This window comes from Ensifer sp. Root31 (assembly GCF_001424825.1).
Taxonomy (GTDB): Bacteria; Pseudomonadota; Alphaproteobacteria; order Rhizobiales; family Rhizobiaceae; genus Ensifer; species Ensifer canadensis.
Window position 1 is genome coordinate 1 of the sequence record NZ_LMCO01000018.1, and the last position, 19776, is coordinate 19776.

15 protein-coding genes, 1 pseudogene and 1 riboswitch are annotated in these 19776 nt (G+C 57.0%); of the genes and pseudogenes, 9 read left to right on the forward strand and 7 right to left on the reverse strand.

What is annotated here, in order from left to right; translation table 11 throughout:
- Positions 1 to 274: 274 nt before the first annotated feature.
- Entirely contained in the window at positions 275 to 1522 is a 1248-nt protein-coding gene (locus tag ASD00_RS17715; RefSeq protein WP_057207794.1) for an MFS transporter, read from the forward strand.
- Between the two features lie 317 nt (positions 1523 to 1839).
- A riboswitch (FMN riboswitch) is annotated at positions 1840 to 1985 on the forward strand.
- Between the two features lie 155 nt (positions 1986 to 2140).
- On the forward strand, positions 2141 to 2776 hold the full coding sequence (locus ASD00_RS17720; protein WP_057207795.1) for a riboflavin synthase: 636 nt from the start codon (positions 2141 to 2143) through the stop codon (positions 2774 to 2776).
- 284 nt (positions 2777 to 3060) lie between these two features.
- Here ASD00_RS17720 and ASD00_RS17725 read toward each other — a convergent pair whose 3' ends face one another.
- Positions 3061 to 4221, reverse strand: coding sequence for an MFS transporter (locus ASD00_RS17725; RefSeq protein WP_156585656.1), 1161 nt, complete (start codon positions 4219 to 4221; stop codon positions 3061 to 3063).
- A 518-nt stretch (positions 4222 to 4739) separates the two neighbouring features.
- On the opposite strand from ASD00_RS17725, the gene ASD00_RS17730 reads away from it, so the two are divergent.
- Positions 4740 to 5246, forward strand: a complete 507-nt coding sequence (locus tag ASD00_RS17730; protein ID WP_057207797.1) for a cupin domain-containing protein — start codon at positions 4740 to 4742, stop codon at positions 5244 to 5246.
- A 797-nt stretch (positions 5247 to 6043) separates the two neighbouring features.
- On the opposite strand, the gene ASD00_RS17735 is transcribed toward ASD00_RS17730, so the two are convergent.
- Positions 6044 to 6721, reverse strand: coding sequence for a metalloregulator ArsR/SmtB family transcription factor (locus ASD00_RS17735; protein ID WP_057207798.1), 678 nt, complete (start codon positions 6719 to 6721; stop codon positions 6044 to 6046).
- 80 nt (positions 6722 to 6801) lie between these two features.
- Here ASD00_RS17735 and ASD00_RS17740 point away from each other — a divergent pair, with 80 nt between their 5' ends.
- The 4 genes from ASD00_RS17740 to ASD00_RS17755 all read left to right on the forward strand — a co-directional run bounded on the left by ASD00_RS17740 (position 6802) and on the right by ASD00_RS17755 (position 10546).
- On the forward strand, positions 6802 to 7407 hold the full coding sequence (locus ASD00_RS17740) for a DUF2165 family protein (RefSeq protein ID WP_156585658.1): 606 nt from the start codon (positions 6802 to 6804) through the stop codon (positions 7405 to 7407).
- Between the two features lie 27 nt (positions 7408 to 7434).
- Positions 7435 to 8859 carry an MFS transporter gene (locus ASD00_RS17745; protein ID WP_057207800.1) on the forward strand — a complete coding sequence of 475 codons (1425 nt, stop codon included), beginning with the start codon at positions 7435 to 7437 and terminating at the stop codon, positions 8857 to 8859.
- 725 nt (positions 8860 to 9584) lie between these two features.
- Positions 9585 to 9965 carry a hypothetical protein gene (locus tag ASD00_RS40125; protein ID WP_156585660.1) on the forward strand — a complete coding sequence of 127 codons (381 nt, stop codon included), beginning with the start codon at positions 9585 to 9587 and terminating at the stop codon, positions 9963 to 9965.
- Positions 9962 to 10546: an ATP-dependent Clp protease proteolytic subunit gene (locus tag ASD00_RS17755; protein ID WP_057207802.1), complete on the forward strand. Its 585-nt coding sequence runs from the start codon at positions 9962 to 9964 to the stop codon at positions 10544 to 10546. Before ASD00_RS40125 ends, ASD00_RS17755 begins: the two co-directional genes overlap by 4 nt.
- 430 nt (positions 10547 to 10976) lie before the next feature.
- Here the strand turns inward: ASD00_RS17755 and ASD00_RS17760 are convergent, their stop codons facing one another.
- Positions 10977 to 11759, reverse strand: a complete 783-nt coding sequence (locus ASD00_RS17760) for an alpha/beta hydrolase (RefSeq protein WP_057207803.1) — start codon at positions 11757 to 11759, stop codon at positions 10977 to 10979.
- Positions 11760 to 12076: 317 nt separating this feature from the next.
- Between ASD00_RS17760 and ASD00_RS17765 the strand changes: the two are divergent.
- Positions 12077 to 12930: pseudogene (locus tag ASD00_RS17765) on the forward strand (LysR family transcriptional regulator).
- 73 nt (positions 12931 to 13003) lie between these two features.
- Here ASD00_RS17765 and ASD00_RS17770 read toward each other — a convergent pair.
- Positions 13004 to 13909 carry a LysR family transcriptional regulator gene (locus ASD00_RS17770; protein ID WP_057207804.1) on the reverse strand — a complete coding sequence of 302 codons (906 nt, stop codon included), beginning with the start codon at positions 13907 to 13909 and terminating at the stop codon, positions 13004 to 13006.
- A 173-nt stretch (positions 13910 to 14082) separates the two neighbouring features.
- Between ASD00_RS17770 and ASD00_RS17775 the strand changes: the two genes are divergently transcribed.
- On the forward strand, positions 14083 to 15327 hold the full coding sequence (locus ASD00_RS17775) for an MFS transporter (RefSeq protein WP_082523622.1): 1245 nt from the start codon (positions 14083 to 14085) through the stop codon (positions 15325 to 15327).
- A 578-nt stretch (positions 15328 to 15905) separates the two neighbouring features.
- Here the strand turns inward: ASD00_RS17775 and ASD00_RS17780 are convergent.
- The 3 genes from ASD00_RS17780 to ASD00_RS17790 all read right to left on the reverse strand — a co-directional run bounded on the left by ASD00_RS17780 (position 15906) and on the right by ASD00_RS17790 (position 19502).
- Positions 15906 to 16529, reverse strand: a complete 624-nt coding sequence (locus ASD00_RS17780) for a TetR/AcrR family transcriptional regulator (protein ID WP_057207805.1) — start codon at positions 16527 to 16529, stop codon at positions 15906 to 15908.
- Between the two features lie 227 nt (positions 16530 to 16756).
- Positions 16757 to 18133, reverse strand: a complete 1377-nt coding sequence (locus ASD00_RS17785; protein WP_057207806.1) for a TolC family outer membrane protein — start codon at positions 18131 to 18133, stop codon at positions 16757 to 16759.
- A 133-nt stretch (positions 18134 to 18266) separates the two neighbouring features.
- Positions 18267 to 19502 (reverse strand): MFS transporter, encoded by a 1236-nt coding sequence (locus tag ASD00_RS17790; RefSeq protein ID WP_162249734.1) that lies wholly within the window; start codon positions 19500 to 19502, stop codon positions 18267 to 18269.
- Positions 19503 to 19776: the final 274 nt, after the last annotated feature.

Here is a 19776-nt window from a genome sequence, read left to right on the forward strand (position 1 = left end):
CTGCCCTCTCCATCCCGCGGGTTCTTTCTCTGGAGGCTTTCGGACGCCGGCCCGGCGCCAGGCCAACACGTGGATAGCCGGCATCCGAAACCCTTCACAATACCGGTCATTGCGGCTGTCGCAATTCCTTATTCTGCGACGTCGCAAAAGTCCGGAAAAACAAGTGTCGCTTTAATCGGGATTAAAGCGTCAAAGAGAATTTAGCCGCAAGAAACGGGTGGCCTGCGGCTTTGTAGATCAGGCCATCTGTCCTCATGTTACATGAGGAAAATCGATGCTGAATTCCATCCAATCTGCTCCACTACCATCCGCGTTCAGACGCATAGGCTGGTCGAATCTCTTCGCACAGTTTTCCGAGCAGATAGCATTGGCAGCCGCTCCACTAGCGGCGGTTTTGTTGCTTGGTGCGGGACCGGTTGAAACAGGCTGGCTGCAGATGGCACAAACCCTCCCCTTTTTGCTGCTATCCATTCCGGCCGGATTGGCGGTCGATCGCGCCTCGCGCAAAGCGTTGATGGTGGGTTCGGAAGTCCTGCGCGGGCTTTCCCTTATCGTTATCGTGCTGCTTTTGGCGTTCGGGATGCTGAATGTACCGCTACTGGCGATTCTCGGCTTCGTCGGGGCCGTTGGGACTGTTTGTTATAGCGTGGCCGCTCCCGCGCTCATCCCTTCAATTATACCCCGTGCACGACTCGGCGAGGCGAACCGCTGGCTTGAGTTGGTGCGTAGCGCCGCGTTCGCCGCAGGCCCCGCTCTCGGCGGTGCGTTGGTGGGTTGGGCCGGCGCTGCTACGGCCTATGTGCTTGCAACCGTACTTTCCATTCTGGCCGCGCTATATCTGGTTAGCATTCCGAAAGACAATGTGACGTCGCGCCCTCTGAGCAATCCCCTACAAGACCTGAAGGAAGGAGCGACATTCGTTGCGCAGCATCAATTCTTGCTTCCGATCCTGTTTACCGCAATTTTCTTCAATACCGCGTGGGTGGTCCTGATGGCCGTGTATGTTGCCTATGCCGTTCAGAACCTCAGCATGAGTGCCACTCAGGTCGGCATTGCGTTGGGAGTTGATGGGGTCGGTATGATTATAGGAGCCATGATCGTGCCAATCCTCGGGCGGCGCTTCTCGATTGGAACCATGATCGTTCTGGGGCCGCTTGGAGGATTTTGTGGAGCTTGCCTAATGTTGCTGACGTTGTGGTTTCCGTCATTCTGGCTGGTATGTGCCAGTTTCTTCATGTTTGGAGTCGGGCCAATCCTTTGGACCATCACGACGATGACACTGCGCCAAGCAGTCACGCCTAACGTCATGCTTGGTCGGGTCTCTGCGCTGATAATGACCGCCACCTATGGTTCAAGGCCGCTCGGGGCTGCGATCGGCGCTCTAGTCGCTGGCTACTTCGGCGTTGCGACATGTTTATTCGTGGCAACGGGGGGATTCTTGATCCAGTTTCTCATTATCCTCCTTTCGCCAGTGTTGGGATTGCGTGCCCTGCCGGATGAACCGGAGACTGTCATTGCATAAGCTACCTTTAAGGGCAGGTTTAACGGCCGGTCGTCGCGGAAACCCTAAATTCAGCGACAGATTGCTCGGCGCTGGAAAAATAAGAGGAATTTGTGTCGCAAAACTTTTGCAAAAGTCGAGCTTTCGCGACCGAGTTTTGCGACGCGTCTGACGTCCGCTTCGTGCCGATTGCGGACGACGATCCATGTCTGCGAAGCGAACAGTGAAATCTTACGCTCTCCTTTCGACCCATGCTTCGCCTTTCGGCCCAAACGCGGACTTATCCGGCAGTCACGGCGCGTCCCGCTTGCTATAAAGTCAACGCTAAGCTAGCTTCCGCCGGTCTTCAGGGCGGGGTGAAACTCCCCACCGGCGGTATTGGAAGCAATTCCGGAGCCCGCGAGCGCCTTCCGTAAGGAAGGGTCCAGCAGATCAGGTTAGATGCCTGAGCCGACGGTCACAGTCCGGATGAAAGAAGATAATGGGCCGAAGGTGTGTTCTTGCAAACGCGCCCATACGTTCCATTGATGCCCAGAGGACGCATTTGTCTAACAAAGGATGCGTTCACATGAACAAACACAATTTTTCCTTATCGTCGCCAGCCCTACGCCTGCATGGATCATGCGGAGGGCCGCGCTAATGTATACAGGTATCGTCAAGGCCGTTCGCCCCCTTACCGGTGTAACGCCCTATGCGGGTCATACCCAATTCGCGATCGACTTCACCGACGAGCTGCTGGCTGACTTGAAGATTGGCGCAAGCGTCAGCGTCGAGGGTACCTGCATGACGGTAGCCGGGCTTGCAGGCCCTCGCGTGACCTTCGAGGCGATGTCGGCAACACTCAACCGCACAAACCTTCGCCGCTTCAAGTCGGGTGACGTCGTGAACATCGAGCGATCCGCGAGAATGAACGAGGAAGTAGGCGGGCATCTGATGGCGGGCCATGTCGCCACAACGGCCGAGGTAGTGGAACTTTCCGTTCGCGAGGAAGGGGCCTTCATCCGGTTCCACGTACCCGCGAAGTGGGCGAAATATATCTTCCCCCGCGGGTTCCTGGGCGTGAACGGCTGTAGTCTGACAGTGGCCGAAGTTGAGGACAATGTTGTTACCATCAACCTCATTCCGGAAACGCTTCGGCAAACGACATTCGCCAGTTACCAGCCCGGCGACCTCCTCAACATTGAGGTTGATCACCAGACCGTGGTGCTTTTCGATGTGGTTGAGAGGACTATAGCGGGAAGCCTTTCTCGCATAAGTGCAGCCGCCTTGGTATAGTGGAGGAGCGGTAGTGTACACCACACCTTCGTCCAATTTCGCGGTCGTCGTAGGCCAGTTCAATGACGAAGTCACCTGAGTCTGCTCGAATGGGCGCTCGACTACCGGGCTTCGCAGTCAATTGAAGTAGGTAAAAAGAACATCCACCGTGCGCCGGGTGCCGTTGAGGTTCCTATGATCGCCTGAGCTGTCGCAAAAGTCGGTCGCGAATCTCCGGCTTTTGCGACAGACTTTTGCGACCGGTTTTCCCTTTGTGATTCAGAGCGCCTTTTCAGTCGCAAAACTTAGGATTTTTGCGGATCCATAATGCGTCTGTCTGCGATAGTCAGTATGGCCGCAAGTGCTAAGGTGATGCCGAACACCAGCATAGTTCTGGCCGATCCTGCGATTTCAAACTCCATTGCTGCCAGGGGTAGAACGGCGAGAACCGTCAAATTATTGAGGCTTTCTGAAACCGACAGCACCTGACCCTTGTCGTCCTCGCTTCGAGTGGCGAGCATTGAAGTACTGGTCGGTGCGGCTAGTCCAAGCGCAAAGCCCCAAATGGTCAGGAAAGCCAGTCCTCCCCCTAGCGGCAATGGTGCGATCATAAATATGCTAACCGCTACGCTCAGGAGCAGCAACGCAGCCATGAGCGTCCGTTCGTCTCCTCGAAAGAGGTGGACAACTCGCCCAACCCCGAGATTTCCGAGCAGAAGTCCGAGGCCGAATGCGGAGACCGAGACGCCGACGATCCCGACGCTGAGGTCATGGCGTTGTCGTAGAACCTCGCCGGCAAGCAGGAAGCCAGCGACGGCCGTTCCGTTCCAGAGACCTTTTGCGACCAACGGGCGTGTAATGCTTCCTTTGGTGATCCAGCCGAAGCACCGCATCTTTGTTTCGGAATGGCCAGCTGCGCGCTTCGGGAGAAGGCGATGGGCAACACTGAGCGTCAACAGGCAGCCCCCTGCAGTCGTAAGGAAGGGCGCGCGCCAATCGAACGTTTCTGTCAGGATGCCGGCGATTACAGGACCAGCGACAATTCCGAACGTCATCCCCACCATGACAGTGCCCATGGCAGCGGATTGCCGATGCGTGGGGATGATGTCGGCCACCAACGCGAATGCCGTTGGAACAAGCGCCGCCGATGCCAAGCCGCCAAATATCCGAAGAACAATGGCAACGCCGAAGCTGGGAGCTACAGTCAATGCAAATCCATCGATCGCGAACAATGCAAGCGAGACTAGTAAGAGGCGACGGCGGTCGATGCGATCAGACAGAAGGCCGAAGATTGGTGCTGCCACGGCATAGGAGAGGGCGTAGCTGGACACGAGCCAAGAGGCGTGTGCCGGCGTGGTGTCGAAGGCGGTCGCCAAAGGCGAGAGCATTGTCGAAAGCATGAATTCGGTCGCTCCCACAAAGAAGACCGCAAGAGCAAGGGCAGGCAAAAGGAATCGTGAAGGCACGATTGTCCTCCTTAAATAATAGAGCTGGAAGAAAGCCGGCGCACGATACCCACGAGGGCATTCGCAACGCCGGAGCGAATTGATTTGGGAGATTTATGAACGTCTTTTAGGGACGTGAGAGCAGTGCCGGCTTTATGACTGGGGCACTGCGGTGCGAGTTTGCGTCTGCACTCGCTGGGGCTATGCAAGCCCAACTGTTCAATAGCAGGGAAACACAACAATCTCAATGTGTTTCCGCTACGCGTAAATATCCCGATTAGAGCGACGATTTCGCGCCTGACCTATGCGATGTTCTTTGCGGCGCAGTAATGCGGTTCATCGGATGATCGGGCGCGATTTTCGGGCCTCGAGAAGCAGGCTGAGCGCCCAACGGTTCCCACGAGGGTGGCTCAATTCGCACGATAGCAATCATTCAATTGATAATTGGATTGATTTATTGAGCTATCGCCGCCATCTGTATGAAGCATACTTCTAACAATCAGAGGGATGCGCCCAAACAAAAACTAAGGAATACAGCCGTGAGTAATTTGAGCCTCCCAGTCACCGTCCGGACCGATAACGAAGGCAAGCGCCTCGCCTCGGCTGGCAACATCTACCGCGTTCTTGCCAGCGGCGCTGAGACGCACGGTCGATATGCTCTGCTTGAATCCCTCGTTAAGCCAGGCCAGGGCGCGCCATTTCATCTGCATGAACGTGAGGAGGAGGCGTTTTTCGTGCTGGAAGGAGAAATGGTCTTCTTCACTGAGAATGAAAGGATCCATGCCCCAACAGGGACTTTTCTTAATTGCCCGGTGAACTCCGTGCGTGGTTTCCGCAACGAGTCAGATAAGCTGGCGCGAATTTTGATCCTCCTGGCTCCGTCAGGTCTGGAGGAAATGTTTGAGGAAGATGGCGTCGTCCTTGAACAGACCGGGGCCTTTCGCGACACCGAGATCAAGGACGGCCGGCCAATGTCCTGCCCGGTTATTTCTGAACGCTTCGGTATCGTGAACTTAACAAAGCCCATCCCCGAGCCCGCCAGCTGATGGACTGAGGCATGTGCATCAACGTCTCTGAATATGGGGCGTTGCGTCTGCTCCGTAACGGAACTGGTACGCTGAGCATTCGTTCAGCGTACGATGGGATCGATCCGGAAGGGGCAAAACGAACTTCTAAGCGCATGCTTTGTCAGGCCACAGATACTCTCCGGCCCGCAATATTGTGCGCTCCGCGCCAGTGGTGATGTAGAAGCTCCGGTGGCGCATCCAGCCCTTCATTTCGTCGCTCGGCGATGGCACTCCCGAGGTGGACGGTGTTCCAGTAGATGATGATTGCGCTGCGCAGGTGAGCCCGGCGATCCTTTAATGCTGCCTCTGCGCGGGGTCAGGGATTTCACTCTGCGGCCAATACGAAGCGCAAGGAGCGTTTCGTCCTCGTTGATACCGATCCGGGTGGGCGCTACATGTCAGCGTCGAAATTCCACTCTATGACAACGCCCACTCGACGCTGGCGATCTCGCGCAACGCAATCGTTAGAGCGTTCTGGCTGGGGTGGGAGCGAGCTTGCGTAGCAGATGGCTCGGCTAAATCTTGCCGGCGCATAGTAGCTGGACAGTGGAAAAGATCAGGCCATTTGCAACGATCAGTTCCTCGCCAATTTTGCCGCCAACAACCCTGCGCAGGTCTTTTGGTGTCCCGGAGGGAGTAAACACGTAAATCCGTTTTAAAGGGCAGGACGCTAATGCGCAGCACGAGCCAATATTCGAGCATGCGTTGATCCCAAAGAGATGATCTGTGAAGTCGACTGTTTCAGCGTATCGTTCTCTCATCCGTTGGCCGGTCTATCATGGCGCCGCCGGAACTTTCTGATCGGCGAGCCGAATGCGGTAAGCGCAACGACGGGCCCCAGCGAGGATATGTTCGTCTCGTTGAACCGAGACGTCATTCCCTAAGATCTCCTGGAAAATCGCCAACTCAGCTCTGCAGAAACCTTGGCAGAGTTGTGCTGCAGCGCAAATCGGACAGTGATTCTCCACAAGAAGCCAGCCATCGCCGTCATCGGCTACGGTACATTCCGCCATGTATCCCTCGCGCGACCTGATGGCGGTCAGTCTCATGAGACGATCCTCGGTACTCGTCGCACCGGCGACAGCTAGAGCATATGATCTTCGCGTTTCCAGTTCTCGGGCGGCGATGAGTTGCTCCAGTGCGCCTTCGCCAAACAAACCGCGGATACCGTGGATCAATCCGATCGTGAGTTCTGCATGCGTATCGGGAAAACGGGACCTGGCGGCCTCTGTAAGATGCCAGACTTGCTTCGGTCGTCCGACTCCGAGCGCAACACTCTGAGACACCACAAGACCGTCATCGCTAAGTTTGAGCAACAGTTGACGAGCATTCTCGCCACTGGTGCCGAGGCGCTGTCCCACCTGCGCCGCCGTTTGTGGCCCCCGCATCTTGAGTTCGAGGAGCACGCGCTCGCCAGCATGACCGCGTTGTTTTTCCAAGCTATAGGTTGACATATTGCCCGTTGGAGATATTTTTCAAAGTTACATCTTGTTAAATACGCCAGCTTGAAGAGTTGGGCAAGTCGGAGCTCAGTATGCTGTTTCAGCTGGAACCGCCTCCATCCATCGTGGATCCTGCCCACGGGCTGGGGAAATTCAAACCGCGCGGCAGATATTGGTCTGGTTTCAGCGCGCCGGACCGAAAGAAACGAACGATGACTGATCCTGCCGGCATCCTGCTGTTTAAAATCGTAGTGTGCACGGGCTTTGCGCTTTGGAGCTTGCTTGCTGCACTAAATAATTTCGTGGGCTTTTCGGCATCGGTAATGGCGATTGCGCGGACCACGTCTATGGCGCCTCTGAAGGACGATCCGGCGATCACAACCGCGTTCGATCATCGCGCGCTTGGCGGGCTGATCCTTGCCCGGGCGGCGGTGGTTGGGGTGATGGTCCTACAGGTCTTGGCGGGGTTTCTTCTGACTATCGGAAGTCTCGCTTTCGCCGGACTTCCATTGCTCCCCGGGTTCCTCTCAGCACCGAGCATGGCCAGCGCAGGGCTGGCCATGCTCGCGGTCGCGTGGTTCGCGATGCTCATCGCCGGCCTCTGGTTCGCCTATTGGATCCGTCAAGATATCCTGCAACTCACCCATATCGCGCTGCTTATCGCCACCGTGATGGCTGCGCTCGTCGTCAATCTGTGATCCCCGCCACGTGCGACCGGAGGAATTATGTCTGAACGAGAATTGGGCTGGGGAGCATTGCTCGCCGGACGCAACGGCGTCCGGTCTCTGGCCCTTGCTGGTGGTGTCGCACTGCACGCAATCAACGTCTATGTCGCAACCACCATCCTGCCCTCTGTCGTAGCCGATATAGGCGGCCTGGATTTTTATGCTTGGAACACAACATTATTTGTCGTCGCATCGATTATCGGCTCCGCTCTCTCGGCGAAGCTGTTGCAGGGCACAGGTCCGCGTGGCGCCTACCTGACAGCAGTTGCCCTATTCGCCGCGGGCACGCTGGTCTGCGCATTCGCACCGACCATGGAGGTCATGCTGGTCGGACGCACGATCCAGGGACTTGGCGGCGGTTTTCTCTTTGCACTTTCCTACGCGATGATACGGATCGTGTTTGACGAAGCTCTCTGGCCGCGTGCCATGGCGCTTGTATCGGGCATGTGGGGTGTAGCAACACTCGTCGGGCCGGCAGTGGGTGGTATTTTTGCCGAATTGAACGCCTGGCGGGCTGCTTTCTGGATTATGATTCCGCTGGCACTTCTCTTCGGGTTCCTGGCGTTCGCGACGCTACCCGCCCGCAATCAGGATGGCAATGAACGCTCGAACCTGCCTTTCGCCCAACTTTTCCTGCTTGTCGTAGCCGTTCTCGCATTATCGGTAGGGAGTGTTCGGGCCGATTTGGCATGGAATGCAGCGGGCCTCGCAGTTGCGGCAACCGTCTTTGCCCTGCTGGTTCTAGTCGAGCGCGGCGCGGTTTCGCGGTTGCTTCCGCGCGGTTCGTTTTCGGTCACGGCGCCGCTGGGGGTGCTGTTCGCGACCATGTCGCTGCTCGCGATCACCGTGACGGCCAGCGAGATCTTCGTCCCCCTGTTTCTCCAGGTGCTGCACGCGCAGCCTCCGCTTGTTGCGGGGTATTTAGCGGCCGCTATGGCTGCGGGCTGGACAGTCGGGTCGATTGCCAGCTCCGGAGCACAGGGCCGAGGGGCTGCACGCGTTATCGTTGCGGCTCCTGTCTTGGGGCTCCTCGGTTTGGTCACCCTCTCTCTACTCGTACCCACTGTCAGCGATGGGCGTTGGCTCGTGCTCGGGCCAATCACAGTCGCTCTTCTCATCGTCGGATTTGGTGTTGGTCTGGGTTGGCCGCACCTCCTCACTCGCGTTCTTCAGGTCGCCCCTAAGGATGAGCAGGATCTCGCATCGGTATCGATTACAACGGTGCAACTCTGTGCCACCGCAGTGGGGGCCGCGCTGGCTGGTATGGTGGTTAATCTTGGCGGCTTGACAGTACCAGGGGGGGTCCCAGGCACGTCAAGTGCGGCCTTCTGGCTCTTTGCAGCCTTTTCGATCGCGCCACTGGCGGGCATTCTGACAGCCGTCCGCGCAGCTGTTCTCAAACAAGGTGTCAAAGCATCGGTCTGACGCGCCGTAATCCGCCGGTGATTCTGCTCGACGCAGTTGTTTAGATACTGGCTTGTCGGATGCGGACGCGTTCAAGTCGGCGGCGCGACCGATCCTGAAGGCAGCTGATGGCGTCAGAGGAAATGATCGCATTTGGCTACATTCGAATCCTTTCCGCCGATTGCAAACGGAACCGCGCGCAATGCGTATGGAAGTTTCATCGCGACGTGATTGGCAAGGGGAGGCGGGGTCTCGGTATTCGGAAGCCGCGAAGCTCTTCTCACGAAGATGCTGTGGGCGGGCCATTGTAACTGCAAAAAGATCGACACGAACCGGCCAGTGTAATTCCACCTTCGATAAGGCATTCCGTCAACGGTCGAATGAGCGAGCCAATACGTCACAAAATATCAGCAGCAACGGATCGAGACCGCCGATCTAAGTGAAGCCCCCGAGTTCGCCTTAGTCGGCGAAACCGCAGTGGGACAATTTTCCCTATTTTGGCAAAATCCTGGATGCAGCGTTCCGACGGGCGGTCGCTTCTAAAAGATCTCACACGCGTCGCGTGACCGAGAGAGTGCCCGGTCGTCTCAGCCTGCTTCCAACCATCGGGTGCAAGCATTCCATCGCCCATGTTCGGCCCATCTGTGGCTGTTCACAGCCATCTCCAGGCAAACGCCACTACAGCGTTGCATATGCATGTGCCGTGCGCTATGCATATCGCACGCATAGACCAAGGGAGTTCCAGAATGGTTAAGGCAAGCGTTACAGAGGCGGCAAGTCGGCTCAATGTGTCGGTCGATTCGGTGCGGCGTCGTCTGAGGAGCGGAGCAATTGCGGGTGAACGCGATAACCGCGGGCAATGGTGGATTGATCTTGCTGAAAGTGATCAACCGGCCGCACATCTTTCTGTCGACCAGAAATTGGCGGTTGGCGTTGCGACGCCGTTGCAACGCCGAGAGGGTGCGGAAGAGCTGGTTGATGCTCTTTTTGCCCAGATCGACGATCTTCGTGCGCGTCTTGATCGATCTGAGGATGAACGCCGCCAAGACAAAGAAATAGCCGCCACGGAACGCCAGGCGCTTTTGGGAATGATCGAACGCCTTGCCGGGCAGGGGGAGCGAAATTGAACTTCCTTCCAATCGTCGTCGAACAATCGAGCAGGGGCGAACGCTCCTTCGATATCTATTCGCGTCTCCTGCAGGAGCGGATTGTATTCCTAAATGGTCCAGTCGACGACGCGGTGGCAACCGTAGTTTGCGCGCAACTTCTATTCCTGGAGGCCGACAATCCCAAGCGCCCGGCTTCCCTTTACATCAATTCTTCCGGTGGCGCCGTGGTGAGTGGTTTGGCCATCTACGACACGATGCAGTATCTTCGATGCCCAGTTTCCACGCTATGCATGGGCACAGCTTCCGCCATCGCATCGCTTCTGTTGATGGCGGGAGAGCCGGGGCAACGCGCCGCTTTGCCTCACGCGTCGATTATGCTTCGTCAGCCATCAGGAGCGTTTCAAGGGCATGTCTCCGACATTGAAAGGCACGCAGAAGATATGCTGCGAACGAAACGCAGATTGACCGATTTGTACGCTCGACACAGCGGCCGAGGGCGGGATGATGTTGCGCAAACGCTAGATCGAGATCACTTCATGACCGCCGAAGAGGCACTAGCTTGGGGGATCATCGACAAGGTCTACCAAACACGAATCTAGCCCTTGGGGGATGTGGGGTGCTGGGGGAACCGTGTTGTCATGTCACGTTTCTCCTTAGCCCTGAACCCTGGATCGACCGCGACGCAATTAAAGATGCCGTCAATCAATGACGAATCTAGTCTCGGCAGGATCGAAAGGGGGCAATCTGGCATCGAGCAGCAGCGTTTCAGAGCGGTTAGCCACGGATTTTCAGCCATATTGATGCGCAACGGTCGTCGGGTTCTCGCTGGCTCGAGCGAAAGGGTATACTATTCCACTGTCGCAGCCGGCCCCCCAGAGTTACGGCATTGCGGTAGCCGCGCTGGTGGAAGGCGCCGCTCCCTTTCAGGCGCGGAAAATGCCTTTGGTCTCTGCGCACCCTTCGCCATGAAATCCCCGCAGCACGGCGAACAACCTCAATCGAAGCGATGCAATTTACTGTCTTACCCACTCACCGTCGATAACCGATACGAGCGAGAAAGCGCGCAATGGCATTGTTGGTTGCTGCAGGCTGCTCCAGGTTGACGAGATGTCCTGCCTTGGCGATCCGCGCAATCTCGACATCAGGAAATGCAGCCCTCATCTCGTCCGTCTTGGCGTCAATAGGCAGAACGTAGTCTTCCTCTCCATGCACAACGAGCACCGGCTTGTTCACGCTCCGCGCGATCGTTCGATGCTCGGACTTGCTCAACCAGGATTGCGTCTCGTAGTAGACTGAGCGTGCCGGTAGCTCAGACCATCGCTCAATCCATTCGCCGATCAATTCCTTTCGGTCTGTTGTGCTGGTAGCACCAAATACAAGAGAGGCAGACCCTTCAGCCAGATCGCGTGTAACCTTTCCATCACAGTTGAATTTCGCGAATTCCGCGCCGAAGAGCGCCTGTTCGTCGTTCGTGTAGGCGCCAATTTGGGAGCCGATCAAGATCAGGCCATCGATCCGTTCAGGGAAGAGGTTGGCGAACTCCATAGCCATGAAACCTCCCATAGACATCCCCGCCAAAACGCAGCGCTCAATTCCAAGCTCGTCCATTACCAGACGACAGTCGGCCGCTAACTCCGAGAGCGAATAAGGGGTGTCGGCAGCGTCCGTGCGCGCGCGCTGATTGAAGGCTACGATGCGGTTGTGGTCGCGCAACGCGAGGATTTGCGGGATGAACATAGACCAGTCCATCATTGTACCGTGGGCCATAAGGACTGCGGGACCGCTGCCCGTATCATGTACGATCCGGCTCATTTGAAGCATCCTCCGGCGAGTGCGAATAGGCTGTCAAAAAGCTTTGCGTGTGGGGAGAGAGTCACGACATTTTCTTTCATTGGTATGAGAATTGCGGAGCTGCCAAAGCCTGCGTGGGGTCACGGCCGAGATTGCGGTTCACATCCGAATAAACGAACATCAGATTATATTCAATTGAATAATTGATTGATGTTTCATGCGCGAGGCGGCAGTTGTGTCTCGTACCGGCCGTCGCGGCAGATCGGCGTGACGCTCGTCACTATCGCCGTCGCGCTGGCGGCGTTCTATATATCAGAGACAACAAATCAGGATGATTCATGACCCGACCGGCGCTCGATGTGGAATCTGTGCTGACGTTCGTCACGATTGCCGATTTCCAAAGCTTCACCAAGGCCGCCGAAGCTTTAGGCACGACACAAGGCGCTATCAGTGTAAAATTGAAGCGCCTAGAGGAACGATTGGGCTACAAACTGATCGAGCGCACGCCTCGGCAGGTGCGCCTGTCGGCGCAAGGGGCCGTGTTTCTCAATCCAGCGCGCGATTTCATATCCGCGCATGACCGGGCGGTAGTGGCCTTGTCGTGCAAATGTCGTCGCTTTCGGCTGGGTATCGCCGAGCATGTAGCCGGGCCGGAAATCCCCACGCTGCTAGCGCGACTGAACGAACGCGACGCGGCGTTGACGATTGAAGTGCGTCTGGAGAACTCCCGCAGTCTGCTCGATGCTTTTGACAATGGCGCGTTAGATGCTGTGATCGTCCGCCAGGAAGATGACCGCCGTGATGGCGAAGACCTAGGGCCGGAGCACTTCGGCTGGTTTGCCGCGCCAGGCTTCCATCAACAGCCTGGCAAGCCCTTGCGGCTGGCGGCCCTGGCCCCCACGCGTGCACTGGATGGCGCAGACATCGAATGGAGCGAAGTCTTTGTCGGCGGTGGTCATGCCGCCGTTGTCGCGGCGGTATCGGCAGGGCTGGCGGTTGCAGCTTTTCCTGTCGCCTGGCCCCGCCCGACACTGTGGAGGTGAGTCAGCGCATGGGCCTGGCTGAACTACCTTCGTCGCGGATCATGTTGCACTCGACGTTGACCGATGAGCACTCACGCGATGCCTTGCGGGCACTGGCAGCGGCATATCGCGAGCATCGTTCGCCTAAACATCCCCGCACTGAATGCTGACTATTCAAGGCTATTCCTTTGGTCAGTGGTTCCGCAACAACACGACGTCCCAAGCCTCAGGTAGAAAGCCGCGCTAACGGCACCGGGACGTCGCAGTCTCCAGCAGTTTGTCTGCCACGAAATCAACAAACGCCCGAAGCTTTGGCGAGATGTGGCGGCTGGATGGCCACAGTACACGCAGAATAGTACAGGTTCCCATGTAGTCGTCGAGTACGCTGATGAGTGAGCCGTCTTCCAACTGTTTTTGGATGGCAATATCGGGTAAGCAGGCAATGCCGAGCCCCTGCTCTGCAAGGCTGATTTGTGGCTCCAGTGTGTTCATCACCATGCTGGTCGTCAGCGCGACGTCAACCAATTCCCCGTCGCGGCGCAGCGGCCAACTGTCCAGCTTGCCCGTCGAGGGATAGCGATAGATCAGGCACGAATGTGTGGTGAGATCCTCGGGATGGATCGGGAGGCCAGCCTGCCGGAAATACACGGGTGAACCGACGATGACCTTGCGATAGACCCCGAGCTTCCGGGCCATCAACCGCGAGTCGCTTTGCTCGCCCGTGCGAATGACCGCATCGAATCCCTCGTCGATCACGTCCACTAGCCGGTCGCTGAAATCCAACTCTATTTCGATCTTGGGGTGGAGCCGTTTAAATTCAGCGAACCTTGGCATGAAGAGGATGCCGACAGAGGGAAGACTGATCCGGAGCTTGCCCTTTGGCACGCTCTGCGCTTGCGTCAGCTCCGTCTCGGCAGCCTCTACTTCACACAGGATACGGCGGCAGCGCTCAAGAAACACGGCGCCTTCCGGTGTCAGAGTTATGCTGCGTGTCGATCGGTAAAACAGTTGGGCGCCGAGACGCTCTTCCAACCGCTGAATAGCCTTGCTGACGGCGGACGGCGAAACGCCGAGCTTGCGCCCCGCTTCGGTGAAGCCGCTAGCATCGGCAGCTTGAACGAAAGCGCTGAGCGCGCCGAGACTGTCCATCCTACTTTTCACTCTCTGCACGACATTCTTGTCTAAAGTGTTGTGAACTATTGCGCATTTGTCGGCCAATGGCGAGAGGCTAAGGTCGATGGAACCATGACGGGTCGCGTTGTTCTCTTCTGGACAGCGGCTCCATCCTTGCCTCATCCCGACCTTTCGAGGAACCAAGCCTTATGACATCGACCACTTCGGCGGACGTCCGGACCGCGGATACCCATAACGACATAGCAGGTAGCGGTCACGCCACCTCAACGGAACGACTTCCCATCTTAGGATTGTTGGCGTTGTCCCTGGCGGCATTCGTTACGCTGCTGACGGAAGTAATGCCAGCGGGACTGTTGCCGCAAATCAGTGCAAGCTTATATGTCTCGGAAAGTATGGCTGGTCAGTTAATTACCGCCTATGCGGTCGGTTCTTTGTCGTCCTCCATTCCATTGATGACCCTCACCCAAGGGCTGCGACGGCGACCGCTGCTGTTGATTGCCATTGGTGGCTTCGCCATCGTTAACACAGTGACGGCGATATCCGACAACTACACTCTGACGCTCGTTGCACGTTTTTTCGCAGGTGTGTTTGGCGGCCTCGTCTGGGCGCTTCTGGCGGGTTACGCTGTTCGCATGGCTCCACCGCATCTCGCGGGTCGAGCGATCGCCATTACCGGTATTGGGGCACCGCTGGCTTTTTCGATCGGCGTTCCGGCCGGGACGTTCCTCGGTGGCATAGTCGGCTGGCGCTTTGCCTTCGCTGCCATGAGCGTGCTGGCGGTCGTCCTCATTGGCTGGGTACTTGCCAGAGTGCCGGATTTTCCGGGGCAACCGTCGGGCAAGCGGCTGTCTATTGGGCGGGTGTACGCGCTGCCGGGTATTCGCCCGATTCTGTTTGTCATGTTCGCTTTCGTCATCGCCCACAATATTCTTTACACCTACATTGCGCCATTCCTGGTTCCCGTCGGTTTGGGGGAGCGCGTCGACACAATCCTGTTAGCGTTCGGCCTGTGTGGCCTTGTCGGTCTCTGGATCGCTGGCGTCCTGATCGACCGCTGGCTACGAGAATTGGTTCTGATTTCCATCATCGCGTTTGGGGGCGCCGTCCTGGCGTTGGGGTTGTGGAGGGCTTCACCGTTTGTGGCCTATGTCGCCGTAGGCATCTGGGGTGCGGTTCTCGGTGGAGCGCCGGCCTTGTTCCAGACCGCTTCCGCGAAGGCGGCAGCGGGCTCCGCCGATGTCGCACAGGCTATGTTCGTCGCAGTGTGGAACACAGCTGTCGCAGGCGGTGGACTTTTGGGCGGCGTGCTGCTTAGCACACTCGGTGCGACCTTTTTCCCTTGGGTCATGATCGGGATCCTCGTCCCAACACTCATAGTCGCCTGGGTCGCCAAACGACACGGGTTCCCATCGACATACAAAGCCGAAAGGTGACTACGACTAGAATGGGGCCATTACACTTCGTCTTTTCGACGGTAATGCCCCACGGTTTTTCGACGTGTCAGAACGCATTGCGTTCCGTGATTTCTTGCGCATTTCTACTCAACCGTTCTACGCAATTACGCCGCGGTCACGGGCCAGGCATTGATCGTTGGGACATGGTTCTGCAATAGGCAAAGGTATCGAAGGTGAGCAACTTTGAGTAGTGCACTTTACTTCATAAGACCAGTTTCGCCTACTCGACAGTCCTGCTGCGAACGCTTTCGGGCGTTCGATCGAGAGATCAATGCTCGCAACTGCGCCGGTTGCTATCTGCGTCTAAGCGGTCGAGCGCATCGCGTCCGACCCTTGCCATGACGATATTCAATCGAGATGAGCTGGCGAATTGGCCCTCCGCCACTTGCACCACCGCTGCCTCGCAAGTCAAAAACCGCGATGGATCACATCGCGCGACCAGAGTATCACAACGCCAGGGGTTGTGCTGCTTGATTATACGATACCGTCGTCACGAAGGAGCCGAAACAACCAAATCACCAGATCGAGCAGCCCCGGGGCGTCATCGACAAGGTCTATCAAACACGGGTCGAGCTTTTGGGGCGTACGGGGGGCTGCAGGAACCGTGTTATGAGGAGCCTCATCATCTCGCGCTTCTCTTGCGCCCTGAACGCTGGATCAACTGCGATGCGATTGAAAACGCCGTCGATCAATGCAGAAATCCAGCGCGCGGTATCGGCAGGATCAAGTGAAGGGTCAATCTGACCTCGAGCCGCGGCGTTTCTTAGAAGTGAGTTGAGTGCATTTTGTAGCTCGGCATCATTTTTTGCAGCAAGCGCGCCGATTTGTTCGTCGCGCATCGCCTCGGCTGCAATTTCAAGCGCAAGCTTGAGGTATGCTTCGTCGGCTCCGCGATCCAGGACCATGTCCAAAAAATGCAGAAGTTCCTCAAGAAGATTTGAGGAGTGATCAATGCCTCTAAAATAAGCTGTTACCTCTTTCCCCTCCATCTCAACGATCGCGGCGATAATCGCTTGCTTGCTCGGAAAATAATGGAACAGGTTGCCGGAACTCATGCCCGCGGCCACACAGATCTCCGCTGTTGAGGTGCGATGAAATCCCTTGCTCGCAAAACAGGTGATGGCTGCAGCAAGTATCTCTTGCCGTTTTGCCTCGTGTTTTTCAGGATCTACTTTGCGCATCAGGTACTCTATTTTCATAAACCGACTAATCAGTAAAATTATAGTAAAGTAGCCGGGAAGTCAAACTCGTTTGGTGCAGCAGCCGGCGGCGCTCATGCCGGTCGATAACTTCGACCCTGGCAAAGCCTGTCTATCCAAGTCAGGGCTAGCGACTGCGCTTTGGTTTTTCACCTGGGCCCAATCCGCATACACTGTGTACGGTCATGTCCCATCATCAGCGGCCTGCCTCAGTCGCCGTCCGTCGTTCTAAGCCCGTGCCATTTGTCCTTCGTAGCGTCGTAGTGTTCGCGCGAGCTGTATTCCATGACGTTTAGTCCGAGCTTCTTGACTGAAAGTTGACCGATCGCCGCCAGAATCGCGTAACTCGCAACGGATTCATCACGCTCTGAATTTGCGAGTTCAACTTGCGCTTTTATTAAGTCGGCTTGCTGCTCAAGAACGTCCATGGTCGTTCGTTGGCCCACATTGCGCTCGCTCACGACGCCCTTAAGCGCGAGCTTGGTTGACGCGACCATCTTGAGGTTTGCCTCAGCACTCGCTCGCGCCGCGGTATACTGGGTCCACGCCGCTGCGACGGCCGTCAGAACCTGACGACGGCTAGAGTCCACTTCAAATTGCGCTTGTCCAAGCGCCTCCTTTGACTGACGAACCTCGGCGGACGTCCGCCCTCCCTCAAAGATCGGGATCGTGAGAGTGATGCCGACTGTCGCTCGGGCTCCTTCGGTCCCCGGCAGGATGTTCACTGCTGGACCGTCGGAAACCGATCTGGATACGCCGGCATTCGCCGTCAGCTTCGGCAGTAGGGCCCCCTCTGCCGATCTGGCAGTGTGCGCGGCCGCTTTAACCAGGTACTCGGTTGCTAGAATGGCCGGATGTTGCCTGGATCCCACGACAGCGTTGTCGAGGGTAAGGGGAAGCAAATTTGTAATTGGCGAGGCCCGGTCTAGCTTGCCAGGCTCATCACCGACAATTTGCCGATATCTGGCGGTACTCGCCTTCACTTGAGCTCGGGCGTCAGCCAAATCCGCCTTGGCCGCGGCGTGGCTCGCTTCGGCCTGCGCGATATTGGTCCGTGTGCCTTCGCCGGCAGCTCGGCGCGCACGCTCGGTACGGACTTGTTCTTCTGAGAACCGTAGGTTCTGCTCTCGCAGCGCCACAATCCGGCGATCACAGATTAGCCCGAGGTAAACGCTGGCCGCGTCGTACAAAATGCTCTGTTCGTCGTTTCGAAGCGTTTGTTCAGCCGCAAACGCTTTCGCTTTTGCCGTGGCGACACTGTTTCTTGTTTGGAAGCCGTCGAATAGGCTTTGTTGAATCTCCACTCCAAACGTTGCGCTGTTTATTCGAGAGCGTTGATTGTCCTGGTCCTCGTGGTGGGGACCAGCAGAACTCTCCACTTCGCCTGAGCCGAAAATTGTGGGCCGGCCAGCAGACTTGGCGATCGCAACCCCCTCGTTTGTGGCGCGTGTTCCTGCGCGGGATGCATTTAATGTCGGATTGTTCCTATAGGCTTTCGCGAGCGCGTCGGAGATAGTTTCCGCGTGGACCGCCCCTCCGCAAAAGCCAACGAGTAGGCTTGCGGCAACAAAATTGGTTAATTGCATAGCTGTATTGTTCTCTTGTTGTGAGGTTGCCCTTGGCGCGTGGGATACTGGGCCCGACTGATGGGGAGAGCTGTACCGAAGCGAGCCGCCAAGTTGGCTGATGAATGTATGGAACTATGGAGCGGCGCCCGCGTTATGGCGCGGGCCCATCCACCAACGCAAAGAACGCGGCAAAAGCGCACGCGCCAAGCACTGCAACCAAAGCGACAAGAACGATTGTTGGACCGAAAGCGTCCAACGCAACCCCCGCAATCAGGGCCGCTATCGGCGCACTCAGCAGTATCAGACTCATCGAAACGCCAATGAGATTTGCGCGAAGCGCCTTGGGAGCGCTGACCTGTAGAAGTGTAGTGAACACGGGCGTGAGTGGTCCAGCAGAGATGCCGAAAATTCCTCCCGCAGCGATAAGGGAGACAGCAGAGCGATCGTATGTTACGAGGGCGACGCCCGCGGCTAGTCCTATGAATGCCCAGACGAAGATGTTGCGCAATGAGGATTGTGCTCCGTTCGCCCTCATCGCAAGCGCCAGGTTGACCGCAACCGCGCCCGTGCCCGCTGCGGCCATAAACATGCCGAGCAATGTGGCAGACGCACCTGAGAGCTTCAGGATCCCAGGTAACGCAATCGTCTCAAATGCTACGAAAACGCCAGTCCCAATGCTCGCAAGGGTCAGGGCGACCCGAAACGTTCTTGAGCTTGTGATAAATTTTAGAGCTGTTTTCACCTCGGCGAACGGTGAACTAGTCCTTCGGCGCAGTCTGAAGCGCGGGACGCTGAGCGCTACCAATGTGGTGGCAATGATGTTGCTGATCGCCACGAGCCAAAGGAGGTCTGTTGTGCTGACGATAGCCACGAGGAAGGCTGCTGTGGCGGGTGCTATGATCCCTGCGCAGCTGTCAATAAGGTCATCGATGGCGTTGGCTCGCAAAAGAGGCATCCGCGCGATCCTCGCCATTTCTGGAACGCGGGCCTCGATTGCGACGCCCCCAGGGCCGTCGAGGATCGCGCCCAGGACGGTTAGAATCGCAAAAATTCCGATTGACAGGGCCCCTGCATCATAGGCTGCTGCGGCAGCAACAGATGCCGCGGCTCCCAAGGCGGTGGACACAAGCGCGATCTGGCGTATGCCTAAGCGCTCGGCGACAAGCCCACCGATAGCCATCCCTCCAACGGCCGGAAAAAGCGCGAGAGCTGCAATGACGCCCATCCAACTCACACTGCCAGTCATGTCGTAGACCAGCCAAGGATAGACGACTGCCGTAATCGCGTTGCTCAAGTTCACGAACACGCTCGTGATCTGCAGACCAGCGAAGGGCCAGAAACTTTTCGCGAGACGAAGGGTTTTCGAATCCAGCGTTGCAGCGTTCATAAGTATCATCGTTTCCGTCTGGGCCAGTGGGGATCTGCAGCTCTGGCTGCAGGTGCTTCATCATTTTTGGGCATGCGCTTCTGCTGCTCCCTATGGGGTGGTGCACCGACAGGGGAAAATGCGCGACTGCGCATAAATAAACCGAGTACTCACGCTATTAAATAAAAGAACGATTGGCGTCAAGAGGCGGGTTCCTTAACCCAGGTTTGCACTAAGGTGCATCGATGCCTTCTTGACAGCGACGAAGGCCGTTAATAATAAAGTGACTGCTCGC

Coding starts and splice junctions, on each gene's coding strand:
- ASD00_RS17715 (WP_057207794.1), top strand. CDS start 275: ATGCTGAATTCCATCCAATCTGCTCCACTACCATCCGCGTTCAGACGC.
- ASD00_RS17720 (WP_057207795.1), top strand. CDS start 2,141: ATGTATACAGGTATCGTCAAGGCCGTTCGCCCCCTTACCGGTGTAACG.
- ASD00_RS17735 (WP_057207798.1), bottom strand. CDS start 6,721: ATGTCAACCTATAGCTTGGAAAAACAACGCGGTCATGCTGGCGAGCGC.
- ASD00_RS17740 (WP_156585658.1), top strand. CDS start 6,802: ATGCTGTTTCAGCTGGAACCGCCTCCATCCATCGTGGATCCTGCCCAC.
- ASD00_RS17745 (WP_057207800.1), top strand. CDS start 7,435: ATGTCTGAACGAGAATTGGGCTGGGGAGCATTGCTCGCCGGACGCAAC.
- ASD00_RS40125 (WP_156585660.1), top strand. CDS start 9,585: ATGGTTAAGGCAAGCGTTACAGAGGCGGCAAGTCGGCTCAATGTGTCG.
- ASD00_RS17760 (WP_057207803.1), bottom strand. CDS start 11,759: ATGAGCCGGATCGTACATGATACGGGCAGCGGTCCCGCAGTCCTTATG.
- ASD00_RS17770 (WP_057207804.1), bottom strand. CDS start 13,909: ATGGACAGTCTCGGCGCGCTCAGCGCTTTCGTTCAAGCTGCCGATGCT.
- ASD00_RS17775 (WP_082523622.1), top strand. CDS start 14,083: ATGACATCGACCACTTCGGCGGACGTCCGGACCGCGGATACCCATAAC.
- ASD00_RS17780 (WP_057207805.1), bottom strand. CDS start 16,529: ATGCGCAAAGTAGATCCTGAAAAACACGAGGCAAAACGGCAAGAGATA.
- ASD00_RS17785 (WP_057207806.1), bottom strand. CDS start 18,133: ATGCAATTAACCAATTTTGTTGCCGCAAGCCTACTCGTTGGCTTTTGC.
- ASD00_RS17790 (WP_162249734.1), bottom strand. CDS start 19,502: ATGAACGCTGCAACGCTGGATTCGAAAACCCTTCGTCTCGCGAAAAGT.